The organism is Burkholderia sp. 4M9327F10 (genome assembly GCF_005503145.1).
Classification (GTDB): domain Bacteria; phylum Pseudomonadota; class Gammaproteobacteria; order Burkholderiales; family Burkholderiaceae; genus Paraburkholderia.
Genome location: NZ_SCNV01000001.1, coordinates 57,458 through 79,517 on the forward strand (window position 1 = coordinate 57,458; position 22,060 = coordinate 79,517).

Here is a 22,060-nt window from a genome sequence, read left to right on the forward strand (position 1 = left end):
TAAGGAAATTCGCAACGCCCCCGAGTCAATTTATGGTTGGTCAGTCAATTAAAATTCAAAATCCGATACCGTAAGTCCCCAATCCGCCTTTAGCCTGTCCATGCTACCTGGCCGCGAGCGTTCGCCCGTGCGCAACACCCTTCAGGGGTACTCCTTCCTATCGCAATCCGTGACTTCTGCCGGATTGTGAGCGTGACGTGGACGAAGCAAAGTCATAGCGCCGCTTCGCATTGCCGGAAATACCGTGCGAAGCGCACAGAAGCGCCTTCCTGTCCCACGCGCCCCCCAACTGGAGCACACCATGACGAAGCTGATCCGCAGCATCAGCATTGCTTCGATTTGCAACCGCGAAACCCAACGTCTTCGGACCGTACCATGAGCACGCATCGCTTCACCGATCTATGGCGGCTGCGCAAACCCGCCAATCCCGCCGCCACCAACGGCCCCGCCGGCAGCACGCTCGCCGTGCAGTTGCGCGACGAGTGTGAAGCGATGGCGCGCTACGCGCTGCATCACGGGCTGCCGGTTGCACCGGAACTCATCGCACAGCTAAGCGCCCTGATCGGCAAGCCGGGGCCGGACATCCTGGTTGCGGCGCAGCAACCGGCGCGTGACAACGCCTACGCGCTCGCCGCCATTCATCGCAAGCTGGCGACGGCGATTGCACCCGCCACGCCGCAAGCGGTCACCTTGCTCGACGCACAGCACCGCGAGCGCCGCGTCTTCGCATGGCTCGGCCCTGTCCCGCTGATCAGGCTGCTCACCGTCGCGGCGCTCGGCTTTCTGGCCGCAGTGATTGTCATTGGACTGTCACCCGACGTATCGAGCGAAAACATCGATCGCGGCTTCCTCCAGTCGAACGGCACGCGGCTCTTGTGGAACGTGCTGTTTCTGCTGTTCTGCGCAGGACTCGGCGCGTCGTTCGCGACACTGTTCCAGGCACACCGCTATATCGCCGCGTCGACCTACGACCCGAAATACGACGCCTCATACGGCGCACGCCTGATTCTCGGCCTGATTGCCGGACTGATCCTCGTGGAGATGCTACCCGCGCGCCTGTTCGATCAAGGCAGCATGCACAGCTTCGGCAAACCGGCGCTAGCCATGCTGGGCGGCTTCTCGGCCACTGCCGTGCACCGTTTGCTGCAGCGGCTGGTCGACACCCTGGAGACGCTGGTGCGCGGCGACCGCGCGGACGACGCCGACGCCGCCCTGCAAACGCAGCGCTCGCGCGCCGCGCACGAGCGTACTCAATGGCAAAGCGAACTGGCCGCGAATCTGCTCGATTTACAGCAATCGCTCGACACGTCCACCTCCGGGGAAGCAGTGCGACGGCGCCTCGCCGACTTCACCCGCGCGATGCTCGCCGCCGATAGCGCCTCCGCGCCGCCCGCCGGATTACAGAGCTTTCAGAAAACCGAGGAGTGACGCCATGCTGTTTCTCTACAATCTGCCGTCTGCCGAGATGGGCGCGCTGATCGTCGCGGCCACGCTGATCGTCGCGCTTGCCGGCTATGCGCTGTTCCGCAGCTTCTTTCCGGTACGGCTCGACGCCGAACAACGCGGCATGACGATCGCGATGATGTCCGCGGTGACCACGATCAATTCGCTGCTGGTGGCGTTTTCGGCAATCTCGGTCTGGAGTTCCTACCAGGCCGCCTCCGACAACGTTGCGGCCGAAGCCGCCTGCGCAACAGAACTCTCCCACGATCTGGCGGCGTTCCACGCCGGGCAGGCCTACACGGCACGCCACGATCTGGGCGTCTATCTGCAGCGCGTCGTGCGCGACGAATGGCCCCTGATGCAGCAGCACGCCAGCTCCGATGCGGGCACCGAAGCCGCGTTCGACAGCATGTTCGCCGCAGTGAACCAGATCGAGCCTTCCGGCGACCGCGAGCATGTGTTGCTCTCCGAGGTACTGACCCGGGTGAACGAGATGGTGAAGTATCGCCAGCGGCGCCTGCAAGACCTCGACTCGGCGATGCCCGTGACCTTGTGGGGCGTCATGTTGCTCGCGAGCGGCATGTCGCTGGTCCTGCTCTACGCGCTGCCGGGTACGCGCTTTAACGTGGTGCTCGTGTCGATCTGGGCCATTACGCTTGGGCTCGCGTTCTTTTTCGTGCTGGCCGTCGACCGGCCCTTTGCCGGCGAAGTCAGCGTGGGCTCCGAGCCGATGCAACGGGCGCTTGCCACGCTCATCGCCGAAAACCCCGGGCAGGCGGGGCCGCCCACATGAACGTGAGCCGGCCCGCAACGGCTGAACAAGACGAGCCGGAGCCGGCGGACCGGCCGCCGCCGCGGCTCGTATCGTCCGGCCTGCGCCAGCCAGGATGCCGTTAGCTGTGCACACCGAATAGCGGCACGCTCTGCGTACGCGAGGCGTCGGCCGCCACGTGGCGAGCCAGCCATAGCGCAGCCTCGGTGCGGTTGCTGACGCCGATCTGGCGAAACAGGGCGTACAGATGATTCTTGATGGTCCCCTCTGCGACGTTCAACACCCGGCAGATCTGCTTGTTCGACTTGCCTTCGGCCAGCAGCCGCAAGACTTCGCGCTGCCGCGGCGTCAGGCGCTCGAACGAGCGCTCGTCGCCGGCTGGCCCATGCGAGCGCTCCGCCTGCGTGCCGATACCGTAGCTGGCCGGCACATAGATCGCCCCCGCCGCGACGCGGCCGAGCGCATCGGCGAATTCGTCGGCGCTCGCGTGCCGCTCGACGATCCCCGCCGCCCCCGCCAGCAGCGCGTCCGCAATCGCCTGGCGGCATATCGTACGGACCACGAACAGCCACGGCACGGCGCCGAGCGCGTCCCGCAGCACCTTCGGCCAACCCACCTGGGCCGCATGGTCGTCCCATTCGATCGTCACCGCTGCGAGGGTTCCTGGGGGCAGGCTGTCACGCAGCCGGTAAATATCCTCAGGATGCTGGGCGGCCCATACATGCCAACTGTTGTCACGTTTCCATAGCACGTCGGCAACCCCGGCTACGAAAAGCGGCGGACTATCGATCATCAGGACGTTCATTTGCGTTGTTTCCCTCGGTAAACGGAACGCTCGGATTGAGATTATTCGCGTCCCTTCGGCTCGCTTTTACCTCTGTTTTAAAAAGGGCGCACTAGGCCCGTCGATCCGTGACGAACGTTCTAATTCGGATACGTGCGTCTTTCATGAAGAATTTCTGTGTCATTTTCATGGGCTGTCGGGCATGACTGACGGCCTATCCCCTACCGTTCATTGTTTATGTAACGTGAATAAAGACAGCGAATCCGCGTTGTCGTAACAGAAAAGGGGAATTTTTATGGACGCCAATTTTATCGGCTCGGTCATTAACGCTTTGCCGATGGATCAAATGATTGCAGGGCCATTGAAAGCAATGATTAGCGCGCAAACCCAGGCGGCAAAGAGTTACGCCGACTTTCTGATGCAGGTCTGCATTCAGAACGGCAAGGCGGTCGCCGTGCAGTTCGACTACGACGAGACCCTGGTCGACGAAAGTGGCGTGTCCAAGGGCGTGATGCAGAAGACCATGCGCATTCCGCTGCTGGCTGCGATCGTCCATCCGATCATCGCGATCGAAGAAGGCACCATCGACTTCGAAATGGAGATCACGCAATCGGAGAAAGAGGCGTCGTCAACCGAAGCGGGCGGCGAGATGCAAGCCAAGTTCGGCTGGGGGCCGGTCAGCGTCAGCATCTCGGGACGCGTGTCGCACAAGTCGGAGCAGACGCGCAGCACGGATACGCGCGCCAAGTACTCGATCCACACCCAGGTCAAGCGGCAGTCGCCACCGGAAGCGCTGATGCGGGTGATCGATTTTCTGACCGAGGCGGCGACCAAGCCGGTCGTCACCGAGGACAAGTCGAAAGACGTGAAGCCGCTGCCCACCACGCCCACCGACGGCAAGCTGATCGGCGAGGCCCCGGCAGCCGGTGCGGCACCGGCGGCGGCGGGCGGAGCGCAGGCGGGTAGCGAGCAACAGGCTGCGTCCCACTAAGTGCGCTAGCGAGCGAGAGCGGACCCTATCATGTTCAGCTTCTTCAAGCGGCGCCGCGCCTCGCGCGATGCAGTGGCGGCCGGCGCGCCTCCCGGCGGGACAGGCGAGCACGCCACAGACGGCGCACACAGCGCGGTCCCAGCGGGCGCTGCACACACCAGCGGCACAGCGCAGCCCGCGAGCGCGACCGGCGAAGCAAGCTCACCCGACAGCGGCGATTCGCAGCAGCGCAGTTCGGCGCAGGCACTGCACCCGGCTGCTTCGGGCTCCTCTGAGTTCGGCCAGGCGCCTGCCCAACCGTCTGCCGCACCCGGAGATGCACCGCCGCCCGCTTCGCCGCCTCCCGCCTCACCGCCGTCCGGTCCGCCGCCGGCGGGCGCCGACCGCCCCCCTCCGCGCGGCCTCGCACTCGACGAGATCACCCGCGGCATGCAGCACGCAGCGGCGGCGGCCAACCAGTTGCTGGCGCAGCAGTACACCAGCGTACTCGACCAGTTCTTCGATCAGGACGAGGACGGTCTGCTCTCACCGCGCGAGGTGGAGGTTGCGCTCGATGCGAAGCACACGATGCCGGTGCCGCTCGTCGCGCTTGCCACGCCGCGCGGGCTCGCGCTCGAGCGGATGGTCGTGCATCTGACGGTGCGGGCCGACTTCGCCGAAGCACTGTCCGCCGGCGGTCTCGCGGGCGAGGACCAGCGCGGCCGCTTCTACGTGACGCTTGCGCCACCATCGGCGAAGAGCCGCACCGACGGCGATGCGCCGCTGCGCGACAGCCAGAACATCGACATTGAAATGCAGTTCGCGGCGCTCGACCCGCCCGAAGCGATCATGCGCGTGATCGACGAATACACCCACCGTCTGCTGCCGCGCGCACGGCCCGGCGACGAGGAGAACTCCCATGCCTGACCAACCCGAACGCACCGGTGCGCAAGGCATCGAGCTGATCAAGCAGTTCGAGGGGCTGCGGCTCGCCCGCTACCTCGACGCGGTCGGCAAGCCCACCATAGGCTACGGCCACCTGATCCTGCCGCATGAGCGCTTCGCGGCGCCGATCACCGCGAGCGAAGCCGAAGCGCTGCTCAAGAAAGATCTGCGCAACGCCGAACTCGCGTTACGCAAGCTGGTGCGCGTGCCAATCACGCAGCAGCAGTTCGACGCGCTGATGGCCTTTGTCTTCAACCTCGGCGCGGGACGGCTGCGTTCCTCGACCCTGCTGCGCTACCTGAATGCAGGAGCAGCCGCGCGCGCCGCCGACCAGTTTCTGGTCTGGAACAAGGCGGGCGGCAAACCGCTTGCGGGCCTCACGCGCCGCCGCCAGGCCGAACGCAAGCTGTTTCTCTCGTAGCTGCGTCGCGCAGGCCGCCCCCTTTGGGGGGCTTGCAGCCCTGTTGTCACCCGTCGCAGTCCTTTATAGCCATCCTTTCTCAAGGAGCCATCGTCATGATTCCGTCACGTTGCGGCCGCCGCAGCCGTTTTCTGCACACGCTCTCCAGGGCGGCTCAAGCCGCCTTCCTCGCCGCCGCTGCAAATATCGCAATGGCCGCGGCGCCTGCTGATCCCGCTTCTCAAACTCCCGCGCCAACCTGCAGCGCGGAAGTCGCCGGCATCAACAGCGCGTTGCAAAACGCACGACAGCCAGCGTTATGCGAACGCTGCGCGGCACGGCTCGCGCAAACGCTAGGCAGTCTCTACGCAAATGGCGTGTTGCCGAACTTCTACCGGTCCGCGGACGGCGCCAACTGGGACGACCCGCAACGCCGGCCGTCGATGCTAAGCGGCCTGAGCCTTGCGCATATCGGCGACGGCAAGGATTTCGCCGCCGACATTGATAGCGGCTACGGACCGCGCGGCGTGCTCAGGTTGCGCTACAGCGCCGCCAACCAGCCGCTCGACGTGACAACCGATGACCACCGGGTGTCGATCCCCGTGACGTATTGCACGAGCAGCGACACGCGCTAGCCGATGTGGCGGCCCGGTCTGCCTCAGTCGGCCAGCCGCCCAGCCGGGCCGTCTCGTCCAGGCCATCAGTCCTATACCTTCGACCCGGCCTTCCGCCCTATTCAACAGGTCCCGTTGCAAACGTACGCTGCAAGTGCGGCACAACACAGCACAAACAACCTGGCAGCCCTCACAGATACCTAACACGATGACAGGAGCAAAGGCATGAATGCAGCCCCGCAGTTCAATGGAATGACCCGTCCACTTCCTCTCCCGGCACGGAGGCGCCTGCGCGCATGTCTTGCCGGGCTCGTATGCGCACTCGCCGCAGCCGGTTATGCCCACGCTGCCGGCAGCCCGCCGCTGCCCGCCTTCGGCGCCGATCTGCAGCGCACGTCGGTATCGGGATTGTCCTCAGGTGCGTTCATGGCCGCGCAATTCGATGTGGCCTTCTCGACGCAACTGATCGGCGCCGGCATCGTCGCGGGTGGCGCCTTCCATTGCGCGGGCGAGTCGGAGTTCGTCACACCGGCGGTCGCTGCCGTCACGCTGTGCATGCAACCGCTTGGCGACGCGCCGGCCGCAGCCGGCGCATGGCGCGATGCGCGCCGTTACGCGCAAGCCGGAAAAATCGACAACACCTCAGGTCTGCGCGATCAGCGCATCTATTTATTTAGTGGTGCAAAAGACACCATCGTATCGACGCGCGTGGTCGATCAGGCGGAACAGTTTTACGAGCTTGCCCAGGTGCCGCGCGCCAACATCGAGTATCAGCGCAATGCCGACGCGGGCCATGCGCTGATCACCAACCGCCCCGAAGACTCGTCATGCGAAGCGAACAAAAGTCCGTTCATCAACAACTGCGGCTTCGAACAGTCACACGAAATCGTCCGCTGGATCTACGCGAAACCCGCCGCACCGCTCAATCCGCCCGCCGCGCAAGCAGGCGGCAAGCTGCTCGCTTTCGATCAGCGCGCCTTCGACCCCAGCGGGCGCGCCTCGCTCGCCGACACCGGTTATGTCTACGTGCCGGCCGAGTGTGAACACAGTGCCTGCGCGGTGCACGTGGTATTTCACGGCTGCGCGCAGAACGTGGACACCGTGGGCGAGCGCTTCGTGCGCGGCGCCGGCTACAACGAGATCGCCGATACCAACCGCCTCATCGTCGTCTATCCGCAGGTCGGCAGCAAGTCGGCCGTCAACCCGCTCAGTTGCTGGGACTTCTGGGGTTACACAAGCGCCGATCCGGAGCATCCCGACTTCTACACCCGTGAAGCGCCGCAGATGGCAGCGGTGATGAAGATGATCCAGCGTCTCGGCGAAGCGCGGCCGTAAGCGCCGCCGCATCAACCACCTCAAGAGCCACACGCCCTTTCATCTCCAACCCGCAACCCAATACAAGGACCCGTCATGCTTTCCTCGTTAATCGCGCAATGGGAAACCGCCAATCTCGCTGCCTTCGAGCTTCTCGGCAAAGTCGTTACGCAGTCGGCCAATCCGGCAGGACTGCCGGGCGCAGTCACCGATGCCGGCGCCTGGCGTGCGTTCGCACGCACCGCATTGCAAGCCGGCCAGCGCTACGCAACCGTATGCCAGTCCGCACTCGACGAAAGCTGGCGCGAGCAGCGCGACCGGCTGGCGCTGAAGGACACCGCGGCGGCCGTCAAGCAGCTCGCCACGCTGAATGCCGATCTTGCCACCCGCATCGCACAGGGTCACATGCAGCATGCCGGCGCACTCGCCGATGCCGCCGCGCAGTACCTCGACGATCTGTCCCACACCCGCGGCGTATCGGACCTCGCGATGGCGTTCGGCAAGTTTTCCGGCGACGTGCAGGCGCAAAGCCGCGCGCATGCCATGCACATCGCGGCGCTCGCGGGCGGTGTCGTCCCCGCCCTCGCGCAATGGGCCGACACGAATCTCACTGACGATACGGAGCGCGCGTCGTGAACATCCACCTGACCTTCATTAACCGCTCGAACGATTGCGGCGGCAGCGAAGTCGTGCTGTTCCAGCGCAACGTCGTCCCCGATCTCGACGAGCTCGCCATTGCGTGGAAGGTGATCCGCTATTGCGGGCGTGATTGCATTCACCCGTTTGTGTTTTCGACCGCACTCGAGATCGCATTGGGCGACGACCACGGCAACTTCTCGCCGAGAGTCGCCGCGCAGGCTGGCGAGCGCTTCGTGGTGAACGCCCATCCCAGCGGGCGCGGCCGGCTCGTGCCCGACGCCGCGGGAGCCAGCGGTGCAGACGGCGCCGGCAGCGGCGCGGATATCCAGGTCGTCAACCGGCTTCCACGCGGCGCCGTCAACGTCAACGCTTTTAGCTCGGGAAAGCTGATCGCCGCGAAACAGGCCGTCGCGCCCGGGCAGAAAGCGGAGTTCCGCTTCACCCCCGCGCTCTGGATCGCCGTCGCTTCGCAGGTACAGGAAAGCCGTGCGCTGAGCTCGGCGGTGATGTCGAGTGACAGCACGCTGCTGCAGCTTGGCGGCATCGCCGCGGCGGACATCGTGATGTCGGGCGGCGGCAGCGACGCGCAGGCGCAGCCGTTCAGCTTCGCGCTCGAAAACGTGGTTCACCTCTAGCGCATGACGCCGCCCGCGCAACGCGGGTCCCCTTCCGGTTTCGTTCGACGGCCTGTTCGCGAGGACAGGCCGGTGGCAAGGTACGCGGCAAACCGATTGCCGTTTTCTCAACTCAGGAGCAAACAAGTGGATATCCAGCTGAATTTCATCAACCGTTCCAACGATGCGAACAACTCGAGCATCGTGATCTTCCAGAAAAACGTCGCAACCGATTTCGACGAACTGGCGATTGCGTGGAAAGTGATTCGCAACTGCGGCCAGGGCGACAACCATCCGTTCAAGTTTCCGATGACGATGACCGTCAGCGCGAGCGACAGCTATGGCAACTACATGCCGCAGCAGAACGCGACCAACGGCCAGGTGTTTCAGGTCGTGCGCTCGACCTCGGGCGACGTGCTCACGCTCGCCACGGAGCCGGGCAACAGTTCCGAAGTCCAGGTGCGCAACGACCTGGCAAGCGGCGCGGCGAACGCCACCATCTACAAGGACGGCTCGCCGCTCGCGACCAAGACCTCGATCGCCCCGGGCCAGAAAGCCGTGTTCCAGTTCAAGCCGACGCTGTGGATCGGTGTCGCGTCGCAAATCGAGCAGGGCGCGCTGCTGAATTCGGCGGTGATCTCCGACATCAACACCGAGCTGTCGCTGCTCGGCATTGCCAGCGCCGACATTGTGCTGACGGGTGGCGGACCCGGCCCGCGCTCGCTGCCGTTCACGTTCCGGCTCGAACGCGTCGTGATGGCCTAAGGCATACGCTCAGGCACACACCGGCGGCAGCCGCCCGGCTGCCGCCCCTCCTACCAATCAGAAAGGGTCTGTCATGGACATCAAGCTTAACTTCATCAATCTGTCGAACGACGCCAACAACAGCCAGATTGTGATCTTCCAGAAGAACGTCTCCACCGACTTCGACGAACTGGCGATCGCATGGAAGGTCATCAGCAACTGCGGACGCGGCGACAACCACCCGTTCGTGTTTCCGATGCGCACCACGCTTTCCGCCAGCGACTCGGACGGCAACTACATGCCGCAGAAGCTCGCGCAGAACGGCGAAATGTTCAGCGTGTCGCGCGTCGCCTCGGGCAATGTGCTGTCGCTCGCCGGCGCCTCGCCGAGCTCGCGAGAGATCCAGTTGCGCAACGATCTGCGCACGGGCGCGATCACCGCGTCGGTGTTCAAGGACAGCCGCCTGCTCGCGCACAAGACCGGCATCGTGCCGGGACAGAAAGCGGTGTTCGAGTTCAAGCCGACGCTATGGATCGGCACCGCGTCGCAGATCGAGCAGGGCAAGGTCATGAACTCCGCGGTGCTCTCCGACATCAATACGGAGCTCTCGCTGCTCGGCATCGCACGCGCCGACATTGTCATGACGGGCGGCGGCGCCGGCACCAGCGCCGTGTCGTATCAGTTCAAGCTCGTGAACGTGGTGATGGGTTGAGCCACGCCTGAGCAACGCGTGGCGCTATCACAGGGGCGGCCCGGGGCTTTGCGGGCCGCCCCGTGCGCCGGCACCCGCAGCGCCTTTCAGGCCACCTGCGTCCCTACATGCGAGCGCAACACATCTACAAACGCCCGCACCTTCGCGGACGGATAACGGGCCGGCGGAAACAGCGCATGAATTCCCGCAGGCGGCGAAGCCCAATCGGGCAGCAGGCGAATCAGGCGCCCCGCCGCAACATCTTCGCCCACCGAAAAATTCGTCAGGAATGCCACACCGCCACCCGCCAGCGTGGCCGCCCGGCAAGCCGGCGCGGTATCCGCAAGAAATCCGGGGGCAAACCGCACGGTCTGCTTCCTGCCGCGCGAATTCTCCAGCGACATCGTCAACGGCTTCGGCAACACCGCCGTCCCCACAAACGGCATACCGGTCAGAGCCGCCGGCGTAGCGGGTTCCCCCCAGGCGGCGACGAACTCCGGACTCGCGACCACCCAGCGCACATAGCTGCTGATCTTCACCGCCCGATGGCTCGAATCGGCGAGCCGTCCCACCCGGATCGCCACATCCACGCCCTCGGCCAGCAGATTCACCAGCCGGTCGTTCGCCACCAGTTCGATCGACAACTCCGGATGCGCCTGCCGCAGCGCCACCAGCGCCGGCGCAACCACCATGGAGCCGTAATCCACCGGCGTCGCGACCCGCAGCGTGCCGCGTAACGTACCGCCACCTTCTTCCACTACCTGCAGCGCTTCGTCAGCAATACTTATTATCTGCCGACTCGCTTCATAGAACGCCCGGCCCGCCTCGGTAACGCTGACGCGCCGCGTGGTACGCACCAGCAGGCTCGCGCCCACCTCCGCCTCGAGCCGCTGCATATGCGTGCTGACCATGGTCTTGGCAATGCCGAGCCGTTCGGCCGCTGCCGTCAGCGATCCCGCCTCGACCACCGCCACGAAAACCGCCAGCCGGTTGAGATTCACATCGCTCGCGCTAGCCATTCGATTGTCCACTTTGAGAGGAAAGAGTAATCATGATTATCCACCTTCTCAGGTCAGTCCGCGGGGCATATGCTGGCCTCACCTACCCACTGACCTATTGTCACTTTGCTTTCAGGAGCGCTCGATGTCCTCTGCCAGGCCCACCCAACCGATCCGGCTGCATACCACCGCGCTGTCCGGCCACGGTCATCGCGTCAAGCTGTTCCTGACCATGCTCGATCTGCCGTTCACGGTGATCGGGCTGGACATGAAGGCCGGCGACAACCGCAGGCCGGAACATCTCGCGCTCAACCCGTTCGGCGAAGTGCCTGTGATCGAAGACGGCGAGATCGTGCTGAGCGATTCGAACGCAATCCTCGTCTACCTGGCGCGCCAATACGGCGATGCATCGTGGTTACCTCAGGACCCGCTGGGCGCCGCCGCCGTGCAGCGCTGGCTTTCGCTTGCCGCGGGCAAGATCGCCTACGGTCCTTGTGCCGCGCGTCTCGTGACTGTTTTCGGCGCGCCGCATCACCTGGAGACGGCGCAAAAGATTGCGGTCGCGCTGTTCAAGGTGCTCGACGCCGAGTTGAGCGACAAGGCGTTCGCAATCGGCGCAACGCCGACGATTGCGGACATTGCCGCTCATTCCTATATCGCGCACGCCCCCGAAGGCGGTGTTTCGCTCGAGCCGTATCCGCATATCCGCGCATGGCTCAAGCGCGTCGAAGCGCTGCCGCGCTTTGTGCCAATGCGCACCAGCAAGGCCGGCCTGCTAGCCGAAGCTGAATAGCTTCGCCACGCACGCCGCCTGCCCTGAGCATCTAGCGAGGCCATCATGTCTACTCCCGCCCATGCACCCCGCAGAGCCGAATCCCCGTTTCATGCGGGCGAACTCGCGGCACAGGAACGCGCCGGCGTGCGGGAACAGATGACCGGCGATGCGACCCGGGGTATCCGCGACTACATGCCCGAGCAGCACCGCCTGTTCTTTGCGGAACAGCCGTTCATGGTGCTGGGCGGGCTGGACGCGCGTGGTCAGCCGTGGGCCTCGCTGCGCGTCGGCGCGCCGGGCTTCGTCTCGGCGCCCGATGAACACACCTTGCGGATCGCCGGACGCGCTCCGGCCGGCGATCCGCTGGCTACGGCGTGGCACGCCGGTGCGCTGATCGGCGGACTCGGCATCCAGCCTGCCACGCGTCGGCGCAACCGCGTCAACGGAGTCATCGCGTCAATAGATGACGGGACGCTCACGGTGAGCGTGAGTCAAAGCTTCGGTAACTGCGCAAAATACATCCAGAGCCGTGCGCCGAGCTTGATCGCCTCGCTTCCCGATCAGGCGCGCGTCGTGCCTGAGTCATCCCCGGTGCTCGGTTCAGCCGAGCGTGCCCTGCTCGCCCGCGCCGACACGTTCTTCATCGCCAGCGCGAATGCATCCGACGAAGCCGGGTTCGCACGCGGCGCCGATGTCTCGCATCGCGGCGGCAAACCGGGCTTCATTCGCGTGGATGACGAACGCACGCTGACCACCCCGGATTTCAGCGGCAACCGCTACTTCAATACGATCGGCAATCTGCTGCAAGATCCGCGTGCGGGCCTGCTCGTGATCGACTTCGAAAGCGGCGACCTGCTCTATCTCGCGGTGGAGGCAGAGGTCATCTGGGAAGGTTCGGAACTGGAATCGTTTGCGGGTGCCGAGCGGCTCATACGCTTTCATATCCGCGAGGTTCGGCGCAGCCCGCGTGCCTTGCCGTTTCGCTGGTCCGCCGTGCAATATGCGCCGCAACTCGAAAAAACCGGCACATGGGCAACGCAAGCCGCGGCGCCTTCGGTGGCAAGCGCCTGGCGCAAGCTGAAAGTGGCGCAGGTGCGCGACGAGACGCCGTCAGCACGCTCGTTCTATCTGGAAGCCGCTGATGGGGCGCCGCTTGCCCGCTTCGAGCCGGGCCAGTTTCTGCCGATCCGTCTGGACGCGCCAGGGCTTGCTGCGCCGTTGAGGCGCACCTACACACTCTCGGATGCGGACCACGGCCGGTACTACCGCATCACCGTCAAGCGCGAAGGCGTAGCCTCCACACAGCTGCATGAGCATATCCAGCAAGGAGACGTGATCGAGGCGAGGACACCCGCGGGTATTTTCAAGCTGGACATCAGCAGCCCACGCCCAGTTGTCTTGCTCTCGGCGGGTATCGGCATCACGCCGATGATTGCGATGCTCAATACGCTTCTGGCGAATACAGGCGGGCAAACGCAGCCCGAGCGCATCTACTTCATTCACGGCGCACGCAACGCGAACGAGCATCCCTTCGCCGCGCAACTGATGGCAGCGGCAGATGCCTATCCGCATCTTTCGGTGCATCTGCGCGACAGCCAGGCCGCTACCGCCACGACGCAGGCAGAAGATCCGCTCGCCGCACACTCGGTGGGACGCGTGGACATAGCGTTTCTCAAACGCGTGCTGCCGTTCGGCGACTACGATTTCTATCTCTGCGGTCCGGCTGCGTTCATGCAGGACCTCTACAACGGGCTGCGCGCACTCAATATCGCTGACGAGAGAATCCGCTTCGAAGCGTTTGGGCCAGCAAGCGTCAAGCGCAGCGAAAGCATCGCCAACGGCGCGCGCGTGCAAGCACAGACGCAAGCGCAAGCGTCACCAGCGGCTCAAGACACCGGCCGGTCGTCGAAAGTGGTGTTTATGCGTACCGGACGTGAAGCACAGTGGTCGCAAAAGGCGGGCAGTTTGCTCGAACTTGCCGAGGCAAACGGTGTGGCGGCGGATTCGAACTGCCGATCAGGGACGTGCGGAACGTGCTCGACGCGGCTGCTCGCCGGTGCGGTGAGCTATCCGACGCCATGCGAGGCGCAGATCGAGCCGGGCCATGCGCTGATTTGCAGCGCGATACCGGCGAAAACGCAGACCGGCGAAGAATCGACGGTGATTCTGGATCTGTAACAGCTACAGCGCGGCTGCGGTGCAACGCGCCCCGAGACTTATTCCGGGCGGCGATGCGCTTCAGCGATGATGGCGCAGGTTTGCAGATGCAGTTGCAGCGCGCGGCGAGCAAGGGCGCCGAGGCGGGCAAGCCAGCTGCTAGCGGCGGGGGCGGACGTGGTGGTGATGTGGCTCATGGCAAGCTCCAACTCAAGCTAGGGTCTACTACCTAAGGGATAACCCTATTATAAACCACTCTTGCCGCAACGCAACAAATCAAAATAAATCCCGATTTACCCCAATCCTTGCGCACGGCTCCTGCGCCGCACCAATCCCCGCAACGCCTTACCAGTCAAGCTCTTGCGCGCAAATCGGCGAAGCCTGCGAGGCCGCGTCGCAGCAATTCCCCCGGCTTGACTCCCATCGGCCACCCTGCTGTACTAAATAAACCAAAGTGATTTAATCAAAAACGGCCGACCGAGACCCGCGCCACCCGGCGCAGGCAGCCCGAGGCCACCAGAGGCGCACTCAGCGCCCGTCAGCTATTGAATCGACCGTAGTCCAAAAACGTCGTTGTCAATTATCCGGAGGAGCGTCCCATGAAGCAGAATTCCCGCAGGCATCCCGCCGCCCGGCGTCTCGCCACGCTATGCGTCACCGCCGGCGCCGTCTGGTGCGCCAGCGCCACGCTGGCCGTCGCCGATCAGCCCGTAGTCGGACTCATCACCAAAACCGACACCAACCCGTTCTTCGTCAAGATGCGCCAGGGTGCGGAAGCCGCTGCGCAGAAGGACGGCGCCAAGCTGCTGACCGCCGCCGGCAAGTTCGACGGCGACAACGCGAGCCAGGTCACCGCCATCGAAAACATGATCACAGCGGGCGCCAAGGCGATTCTGATTACGCCGAGCGATACCAAGGCCATCGTGCCGAGCATCAAGAAAGCGCGCGCGGCCGGCGTGATGGTGATTGCGCTCGATACGCCGACCGATCCGCAGGACGCCACGGACGCCCTCTTCGCCACCGACAACTTCAAGGCCGGCGTCCTGATCGGCGAGTACGCGAAGGCCGCGATGGGCGGCAAGCCGGCGAAGATCGCCACGCTCGATCTCGCGCCGGGCGTCTCGGTCGGGGTGCTGCGGCATAACGGCTTCCTGCAGGGCTTCGGCATCAAGGAAGGCGACCCCGCCATCGTCTGCAGCCAGGATACGCGCGGCGACCAGGCGAAGGGCCAGACGGCGATGGAGAACTGCCTGCAGAAATCGCCCGACATCAACGTGGTCTACACGATCAACGAACCGGCCGCGGCCGGCGCGTATCGCGCGCTCAAGGCGGCCGGCAAGGACAAGGACGTGATGATCGTTTCCATCGACGGCGGTTGTGAAGGCGTGCGCAACGTCAAGGCCGGCGCGATAGCCGCAACCTCGCAGCAGTATCCGCTGAAGATGGCCTCGCTCGGCGTCGATGCGGGCGTCGAATACGCAAAGAGCGGCAAGAAAGTCGCGGGCTATCACGACACCGGCGTCACGCTGATCAGCGACAAGCCGATGAGCGGCGTGGACAGCAAGGACACCCAGTTCGGTCTGGCGAACTGCTGGGGTCAATAAGGTCAGTAAGCATTCCCTGGCAAATGGGAGGCTCGCCTATGAGCCTCCCGCCGATTTGCCGCGTGGCCGGTACGCCACGCTTTAGCATCGAGGAAACACATCATGTCGACTCCCTCTGCCCCGGCTGGCGGCCACCGCGCCTTGTCCGAGCGACTGCCCTCGCTCGCCGAAATCGGTCCGCTGATCGCCCTTCTGCTCGCCTGCGTGTTCTTTATCACGCAGAGCAACCGCTTCCTGTCGTTCCAGAATCTCTCGCTGATCCTGCAGCAAACCATGGTGGTCGCCGTCATTGCCATCGGCCAGACGCTGATCGTGCTGACCGCGGGCATCGACCTGTCCTGCGGCATGGTGATGGCATTCGGCTCGATCGTCATGACCAAGTTCGCGGTCAACCTCGGCGTGCCGCCTATCCTCGCGATTCTCTGCGGCATCGGCGCGAGCGCCCTGTTCGGCGCGCTCAACGGAGTATTGATCACGCGCATCAAGCTGCCGCCGTTCATCGTCACGCTCGGCACCCTGAACATCGCCTTCGCGCTCACGCAGATCTATTCGAACGCGGAAAGCGTCTCGAACCTGCCCGATGCGATCATGTTCCTCGGCAACACATTCAGCATCGGCCCGGCCCAGGTGACCTACGGCACGGTCCTGACGCTGCTGATGTATCTGGCCACCTGGTTCATCTTGCGCGACACCGTCCCCGGGCGGCACCTCTATGCACTCGGCAACAACGCCGAAGCCGCGCGCCTGATGGGCCTCTCGTCGCAGCGCATCCTGCTCACCGTCTACACGCTAGCCGGTGCGATCTACGGCGTCGCGGCCCTGTTGTCGGTGTCGCGTACCGGCGTGGGCGACCCGCAAGCGGGACAAACGGAGAATCTCGACAGCATTACCGCCGTGGTGCTCGGCGGCACGAGTCTGTTCGGTGGACGCGGCTCGATTGCGGGCACCTTGCTGGGCGCGCTGATTGTCGGCGTGTTCCGCAACGGCCTGACCTTGATCGGCGTGTCGTCGGTGTATCAGGTGCTGATCACCGGCATGCTGGTGATTCTCGCCGTCGCCGCCGACAAGCTGTCCCACCGCGGCGCTCGATGAGCTATCAGGAGCCTGTCATGTCTACTCCCCAAACTGCCTCTTCCAACGTGACGCCGGTCCTGCAGGCGCGTGGGCTCGTCAAGCGCTACGGCCATGTCACCGCCCTCGACGGCTGCGACTTCGAGGTGATGCCCGGCGAAATCATGGCCGTGATCGGCGACAACGGCGCCGGCAAGTCCTCGCTCATCAAGGCGCTCTCCGGTGCGACGGTGCCGGACGAAGGCGAGATTCTGCTGGACGGCAAGCCGGTCAAGTTCCGCAGCCCGCTCGATGCGCGCGCCCAGGGCATCGAAACCGTCTATCAGGACCTGGCGGTCGCGCCCGCCATGAGCATCGCCGAGAACCTGTTTCTCGCGCGTGAGCTCGTCAAGCCAGGCTGGCGTGGCTCGATCTTCAAGATGATCGACAAGCGCCGCATGCTCGACGAGGCGACCGCCCATATGAAGGGCCTGCAGATCGGCATCCGTTCGATGCGCCAGGCGGTCGAAACCCTGTCCGGCGGCCAGCGCCAGGGTGTCGCGGTGGCGCGTAGCGCAGCGTTCGCCCGCCACGTGGTGATTCTCGATGAACCCACCGCGGCGCTCGGCGTGAAGGAAGGCAACATGGTGCTCGAACTGATCCGGCGCGTGCGCGATCGCGGCCTGCCGGTCATCCTCATCAGCCACAACATGCCGCATGTGTTCGAGATTGCCGATCGCATCCATATCCAGCGGCTGGGACGGCGCGCGGCGCTCGTCAACACCAGGGACATCCATATGTCCGAAGCGGTCGCCATCATGACCGGCGCGAAAGAAGCGGACGTCAAGGCGATCGCATGACACACGCCCCCCGCTGACGAGCGCCTCGCCATGGACACGACCGGCACCAGGGCTCCCCTGAAGCGCACCGTCGGCTCGAATCAGGTCGGCATGCGGCAGTTCAACGAACGGATCGTGCTGCAGGCGATCCGTTTGCATGGCCCGCTCGCCAAGGCCGACGTGAGCCGGCTCACGCGTCTGTCGATGCAGACCGTCTCGATGATCGTCGACCGTCTGATCGACGACGGCCTGCTCGCGCGTCAGCCGCGCGTGCGCGGGCGCATCGGGCAGCCTTCGGTGCCGATTGCGCTGCGGCCCGAAGGCGCCTATACGATCGGCATCAAGGTCGGGCGCCGCAGCCTCGATGTGCTGGCGATGGATTTCGTCGGCCACGTCTGCAGCCGCGATGTGCTCGAATATGCGTACCCCGATCCGCGCGTGCTGTTTCCGGCGCTGGAGGCCAAGCTCGCACGCGTGAACGAAACGCTTGGCGAGCGTGCCAGGCAAGTGGTCGGCGTGGGTGTGGCGGCGCCGTTATGGCTCGGCGGCTGGCGCGATTTCCTGGGGGCGCCGCCGGATGCGCTCGATGCGTGGCACGACATCGACATTCGCGCCCGCATCGCGGCAATGACCGGCCTGCCCGTCGAATTCGCCAAGGACACCACCGCCGCCTGCGCCGCCGAACTCGTGATGGGCCAGGGGCGCGGCATCCACAACTTCCTGTATCTGTTCGTCGGCACCTTCATTGGTGGCGGTCTCGTGATCGACGGCCGGCTGCATGGCGGCCCGCACGCTAACGCCGGAGCCGTCGGCTCGATTCCGTTCATGGATAGCGCGGGTCAAACGATGCAAACCCCGGCATGGCCAGGTGCACGTCGGCCAACGCGTCAATTGCTGCACGCGGCCTCGGGGTTCGTGCTGGAACAACGGCTAAGCGACGCCGGTGCGCCGGCCGCCGCGGCGCACGATCATCGGGCGTTGGCGCCGGAGTGGCTGCGCCACACCGAACGCTGGCTCGACACGGCATGTCCCGCGATTGCCGGCGCGCTGATCAACGCGACCGCGCTGCTCGATCTCGAAGCCGTGGTGATCGACGGTGAACTCGACCGGCAACTGGTGCGCGAAATCATCCGCCGCACCGAGCGCGTGCTGGATGGTTTCGAATGGGAGGGGATGGTGCGTCCGCAACTGCTGGAAGGCACCATTGGCGCCGATGCGCGCGCCATGGGCGGCGCAATCCTGCCGCTCTATGCGCACTTTGCGCCGGTGCATGAGCTGTTTCTGAAACCCGCAACGGAAGCCGGGTACTGAGGGGCGGTACGCAAGCGCCCCACGTCTTCGCTTTTAGCTGCGCTTGAGCGCAGGCACGGCGGGCGCAGCAGGCGCCTTCGGTTCATCGAGCAAGGGCTGCAAGGTCGGCGCAAGCGACTTCAGCAATTGCACCGACATGGCGCTCGTAAACTCGTAGTGCGACGCATACGGTTCGTGAACGTAGGCGGTCAGCGTACCGTAGAAGCGGTCGCCCATGATGAACACGAAGGTCGCGCTACGGTTGACCTTGCGCGACTCGATCAGCCGGCCGCCGCGTGCGAACACCTCGAAGCGCTGATCGCCCGTGCCGGTCTTGCCGTACACCGGCAAGGTCGTGCCGTTGGGGAAGACCATGCCGTCCGCGAGACGCTTGGCCGTGCCGCCTTGCACGACATCGCTCAACATCTCATGCACGACCTTGACGATTTCCGGCGACAACTGCGTCTGCGGCGCCACCGTCGCGCGGACGAAGTGCGTTTCGTACGGCGTATCTTTGGCGAAGTCGAGCTGGGCGATGCTTTCGGTCGGCACCTTGCTGCCGCCATTGGCGATCACGCCGATCAGCTGCGCGAGCGCCGCCGGCCGGTCGCCCGACGCGCCGATCGCCGCCGCATAAGAAGGCGTCAGATTGGCGAACGGATAGCCGAGCGCCTGCCACGACTTGCCGATCGCGTCATAGGCGCGCAACTCGATCATGCGTTTGATGCGGCGGTCCTGGGTCGCGTGGTAGCGCGTCTTGAAGAGCCACGAATAAGTGCTCGCGCGCACGTCGCGGCTTGCCTCCTGAACCTGATCGAGCGTGACGTCGGGATGCTCGCGCAGATAGTTGACCAGCCACAGTTCCAGCGGATGCACGCGCGAGATATAGCCGCGGTCGTTCAGATTGAAGCGGTCCATCGCGTACTTCGTATAGAGCTTCGCGAGGTCGTCGTCACTCAGCCACTGCGCCGGCGTGCCCTTCAACTGCTCGCGCATCTGCGCGTCGAACCAGCCGAGCGAGCCATTGGGCGCCACGCTGCGCAACACGGTGGCGATCCTCGGCGGCGATTTATGCACGCTGTGCAGCATGATCGCCAGCGCGTCGTCGGGCACCTTGCCGTGGTACTTCGTATAGAAGCGCTTCATATACACGCGGCTTTCCTGATCGGCGAAGCGGGTCAGGTAAAGCTGGCGCGCGGCGGGATCGTCGAGCCATTGCGTCGAGGGCCCGGAGGTCTGGATCATCTCGTAGCGCACGATGTCACGCATCAGCCGCACGAACACGAGGTTCACCGAGTGCTGGAACGCGCGGTGCACGGTCAGGATCTGGCTGTTGTCGCTCGATTCGAAATTGGTGAAGGTTTGCGCGCCGCCGCCGGTATAGAACGTTTCGCCCGCGCTGGCCGAGTATTTTCTTTCCACGGCCGCATCGAGCATGGCCTGCAGCGAGTGGTCGGGCGTCTTCGCCAGATAGTCGAGCGCCCAACGCGTCAGGACATCCTGCGGATCGGGCTGAACGCGCTTGAGCTCGTCCACGCTCATCGAGGCATAGCGGTCGTGCAGGTCGGTGACGATCTGCAGGTAGGTGATGATCGTGCGCAGCTTGGCCGTCGAGCCGAGGTTCAGGCGCGCGCCCGAGTTGATATCGAACGGCTCGTTGACGCTGTCCGTTTGCACCCGCACGAGATTCGAACCGTTGTGCCGCTCATAGAGCGTCAGGCTGTAGGTGATCTTCGAAGGATCGTCGCCGGGGCGCAGCATTTCGAATCCATACAGCCCCGCGGCCTGTGCGCCGTCCTTGGTTGCCGCACTCGCCAACCGGTCGCTGACCGCCTGCTGAACCGCGTTATTGAGCGTGCCGGTAGCCTGCAGGTCGAGCCGGTCGAGTTCATAGAAGCTGCGCAGACCGAGTGCGGCCAGCAAGTGCGAGCGCATCGAGGTGACCGCCTTGCGGCTGATGAACGACTCATCGGTTTGCGGCACCCGCGTGGGGCTGAGCGCAATCTGCGCATTCAGCGCCGCGTCGCGCAATGACGGAGAGATGACACCGCCGGTAGCGAGCAGCCGCAGATAGCTATCGGTCATGCGCTCGAGTTCGCCGTAGCCATGATGCAGAAAGTACGACGGCGCGCGCTGCGCGATCATCAGCGACAGCACCTGGCGGAACGCCAGCGCCTGTTCGGTGAGGTTGTCCGCCGACGAAGGCGCGTTGAGAATCGCATTGACCTCGCCGAAGTCGCGCCCATACCAGGCGGCCAGCCCGTCGCCCATGCCGTTGATCTCGCCGATACCCGGCTTGGCCGAGAGCGGCACCGAATTCAGGTACTGCACGACGATTTCGCGCCGCGCCGGCATGGTCTGCGGTCCGTCCAGGTACGCGCGCACCGAGGCCGATGCGATCTGCCGCAGTTTCTCCGGCGGCGTCGCGGTGCGGCCGTCCGGCGAGTGGCGGAACTTCTCGATCTGCGTTGCGAGCGTGCTGCCGCCGGGCTGCGCCTGATGACGGTTGAAAACCCGCGCGCCCTGGTCGAGCAACGCATGGCCGAAACGTCCCCAGTCGATCGCGGGATTGCGGTTCGGCTGGTTCGGATCGAGCAGTTCGCGGTCTTCGATAAAGCACAGCGAGTTGACGATGAGCGGCGGGATCGCGTCGTAGCTCTTGTAGATCCGGCCAGGATAGGCGGCGTCAAACAGCGGCTGGCCGGTGCCGTCGAACAGTTGCAAGCCGGCCTGGTCTTTCTCCGGATAGGGCAGGAAGAGACCCTCGTCCGCGAGCGAAAGCATCCGTTCCGAATCGCGCGCTTGCGAGGCCACCACGAAACCGCGCGCAATCAGGCGCTGCTGAAACGTTGGCATGAGCGCATAGCCGAGCCGCTCGTCATACGGGCCATTGGTGGGGAAGCGGATATTGGGGCTTGCACCGTCTGCGAGCGTGAAGTCCACGTCGCGCGTCAACTCGGAGAGGTAGCGCGCCTGCAGGCGAGAGGTTTCGATTTCGATCTGGCAAAGTCTGGCCAGGATGGCCAGTGCCACCAGAATGGCCGCAAGCAGCGACCATTTGATCCACTTCCATACCGACGCACCGCCGGCAACGCGAAGCGGAAACCTAACGAGTGGCCGATTCATGGCGGCATCTCCCTCGCAGGCGCCGAGCGATTAACCTATAGCCTGCATTCAATCCAGTGTAGCGCGGATCGGCAAAACGCAAAGGCTCAGGAATAACCCCACAGTCTCGCGCCAACAACACCGCTTCAGCGAGTCGTGGCGCAGCGGCAAATGTAGTGAGATATTGTTGGTTTCCGCGCATGAAATCACTGCCGGGCCACCGGCAAAATCTGCGGGTTCGGCCCGTATAAAACGCGCTTTTCAATCTTTCAATTGCTCGGATTGGGAAAGTTGCTCATTCCGGTCAGGTCA

General features: G+C 64.5%; 21 protein-coding genes. 17 read left to right on the forward strand and 4 right to left on the reverse strand.

The genetic code is table 11. The features are described from left to right. Positions 1-375: 375 nt before the first annotated feature. Together FFS45_RS00265 and FFS45_RS00270 are read left to right on the forward strand one after the other, a co-directional pair. A complete protein-coding gene (locus FFS45_RS00265) occupies positions 376-1,428 on the forward strand; it encodes a hypothetical protein (protein ID WP_249362493.1) in 1,053 nt (350 codons plus the stop codon). A gap of 4 nt (positions 1,429-1,432) precedes the next feature. Then, positions 1,433-2,236 (forward strand): DUF4239 domain-containing protein, encoded by an 804-nt coding sequence (locus FFS45_RS00270; protein ID WP_137952696.1) that lies wholly within the window; start codon positions 1,433-1,435, stop codon positions 2,234-2,236. A gap of 100 nt (positions 2,237-2,336) precedes the next feature. Here the strand turns inward: FFS45_RS00270 and FFS45_RS00275 are convergent, their stop codons facing one another. Beyond that, on the reverse strand, positions 2,337-3,020 hold the full coding sequence (locus FFS45_RS00275) for a response regulator transcription factor (protein WP_137952697.1): 684 nt from the start codon (positions 3,018-3,020) through the stop codon (positions 2,337-2,339). A 274-nt stretch (positions 3,021-3,294) separates the two neighbouring features. Between FFS45_RS00275 and FFS45_RS00280 the strand changes: the two genes are divergently transcribed. The 9 genes from FFS45_RS00280 to FFS45_RS00320 all read left to right on the forward strand — a co-directional run bounded on the left by FFS45_RS00280 (position 3,295) and on the right by FFS45_RS00320 (position 9,951). Then, positions 3,295-3,990 carry a DUF2589 domain-containing protein gene (locus FFS45_RS00280; RefSeq protein WP_137952698.1) on the forward strand — a complete coding sequence of 232 codons (696 nt, stop codon included), beginning with the start codon at positions 3,295-3,297 and terminating at the stop codon, positions 3,988-3,990. Between the two features lie 30 nt (positions 3,991-4,020). Next, the gene (locus FFS45_RS00285) at positions 4,021-4,896 is read left to right on the forward strand and encodes a DUF2589 domain-containing protein (RefSeq protein WP_137952699.1); all 876 of its coding nucleotides are present in this window, start codon (positions 4,021-4,023) and stop codon (positions 4,894-4,896) included. Further along, positions 4,889-5,335 carry a lysozyme gene (locus tag FFS45_RS00290; protein ID WP_137952700.1) on the forward strand — a complete coding sequence of 149 codons (447 nt, stop codon included), beginning with the start codon at positions 4,889-4,891 and terminating at the stop codon, positions 5,333-5,335. Before FFS45_RS00285 ends, FFS45_RS00290 begins: the two co-directional genes overlap by 8 nt. 95 nt (positions 5,336-5,430) lie before the next feature. Beyond that, positions 5,431-5,949: a hypothetical protein gene (locus FFS45_RS00295; RefSeq protein ID WP_137952701.1), complete on the forward strand. Its 519-nt coding sequence runs from the start codon at positions 5,431-5,433 to the stop codon at positions 5,947-5,949. A gap of 204 nt (positions 5,950-6,153) precedes the next feature. Beyond that, a complete protein-coding gene (locus tag FFS45_RS00300; protein WP_249362495.1) occupies positions 6,154-7,263 on the forward strand; it encodes a PHB depolymerase family esterase in 1,110 nt (369 codons plus the stop codon). A 75-nt stretch (positions 7,264-7,338) separates the two neighbouring features. Beyond that, positions 7,339-7,878, forward strand: coding sequence for a hypothetical protein (locus FFS45_RS00305; protein ID WP_137952702.1), 540 nt, complete (start codon positions 7,339-7,341; stop codon positions 7,876-7,878). Next, positions 7,875-8,516 (forward strand): hypothetical protein, encoded by a 642-nt coding sequence (locus tag FFS45_RS00310; RefSeq protein ID WP_137952703.1) that lies wholly within the window; start codon positions 7,875-7,877, stop codon positions 8,514-8,516. The genes FFS45_RS00305 and FFS45_RS00310 overlap by 4 nt, the downstream gene beginning before the upstream one ends. Positions 8,517-8,642: 126 nt before the next feature. Further along, a complete protein-coding gene (locus FFS45_RS00315; RefSeq protein WP_137952704.1) occupies positions 8,643-9,260 on the forward strand; it encodes a hypothetical protein in 618 nt (205 codons plus the stop codon). 73 nt (positions 9,261-9,333) lie between these two features. Next, on the forward strand, positions 9,334-9,951 hold the full coding sequence (locus tag FFS45_RS00320) for a hypothetical protein (protein WP_137952705.1): 618 nt from the start codon (positions 9,334-9,336) through the stop codon (positions 9,949-9,951). Between the two features lie 86 nt (positions 9,952-10,037). On the opposite strand, the gene FFS45_RS00325 is transcribed toward FFS45_RS00320, so the two are convergent. Beyond that, positions 10,038-10,949 carry a LysR family transcriptional regulator gene (locus tag FFS45_RS00325; protein ID WP_137952706.1) on the reverse strand — a complete coding sequence of 304 codons (912 nt, stop codon included), beginning with the start codon at positions 10,947-10,949 and terminating at the stop codon, positions 10,038-10,040. Positions 10,950-11,073: 124 nt separating this feature from the next. On the opposite strand from FFS45_RS00325, the gene FFS45_RS00330 reads away from it, so the two are divergent. Together FFS45_RS00330 and FFS45_RS00335 are read left to right on the forward strand one after the other, a co-directional pair. Further along, entirely contained in the window at positions 11,074-11,721 is a 648-nt protein-coding gene (locus FFS45_RS00330) for a glutathione S-transferase (RefSeq protein ID WP_137952707.1), read from the forward strand. A 45-nt stretch (positions 11,722-11,766) separates the two neighbouring features. Next, on the forward strand, positions 11,767-13,881 hold the full coding sequence (locus FFS45_RS00335; protein WP_137952708.1) for a pyridoxamine 5'-phosphate oxidase family protein: 2,115 nt from the start codon (positions 11,767-11,769) through the stop codon (positions 13,879-13,881). A 38-nt stretch (positions 13,882-13,919) separates the two neighbouring features. Here the strand turns inward: FFS45_RS00335 and FFS45_RS41535 are convergent, their stop codons facing one another. Beyond that, the gene (locus FFS45_RS41535) at positions 13,920-14,057 is read right to left on the reverse strand and encodes a hypothetical protein (protein WP_171029525.1); all 138 of its coding nucleotides are present in this window, start codon (positions 14,055-14,057) and stop codon (positions 13,920-13,922) included. A 402-nt stretch (positions 14,058-14,459) separates the two neighbouring features. Between FFS45_RS41535 and FFS45_RS00340 the strand changes: the two genes are divergently transcribed. From FFS45_RS00340 to FFS45_RS00355, 4 genes are all read left to right on the forward strand, one after another. Beyond that, complete coding sequence (locus FFS45_RS00340; protein ID WP_137952709.1) at positions 14,460-15,464, forward strand: sugar ABC transporter substrate-binding protein; 1,005 nt, start codon at positions 14,460-14,462, stop codon at positions 15,462-15,464. Between the two features lie 102 nt (positions 15,465-15,566). After that, positions 15,567-16,556 carry an ABC transporter permease gene (locus tag FFS45_RS00345; protein ID WP_137952710.1) on the forward strand — a complete coding sequence of 330 codons (990 nt, stop codon included), beginning with the start codon at positions 15,567-15,569 and terminating at the stop codon, positions 16,554-16,556. Between the two features lie 17 nt (positions 16,557-16,573). Then, on the forward strand, positions 16,574-17,374 hold the full coding sequence (locus FFS45_RS00350; protein ID WP_137952711.1) for an ATP-binding cassette domain-containing protein: 801 nt from the start codon (positions 16,574-16,576) through the stop codon (positions 17,372-17,374). A 30-nt stretch (positions 17,375-17,404) separates the two neighbouring features. Further along, a complete protein-coding gene (locus FFS45_RS00355) occupies positions 17,405-18,664 on the forward strand; it encodes an ROK family transcriptional regulator (RefSeq protein ID WP_137952712.1) in 1,260 nt (419 codons plus the stop codon). A gap of 33 nt (positions 18,665-18,697) precedes the next feature. Here FFS45_RS00355 and FFS45_RS00360 read toward each other — a convergent pair whose 3' ends face one another. Beyond that, a complete protein-coding gene (locus FFS45_RS00360) occupies positions 18,698-21,769 on the reverse strand; it encodes a transglycosylase domain-containing protein (protein ID WP_137952713.1) in 3,072 nt (1,023 codons plus the stop codon). Positions 21,770-22,060 lie beyond the last annotated feature (291 nt).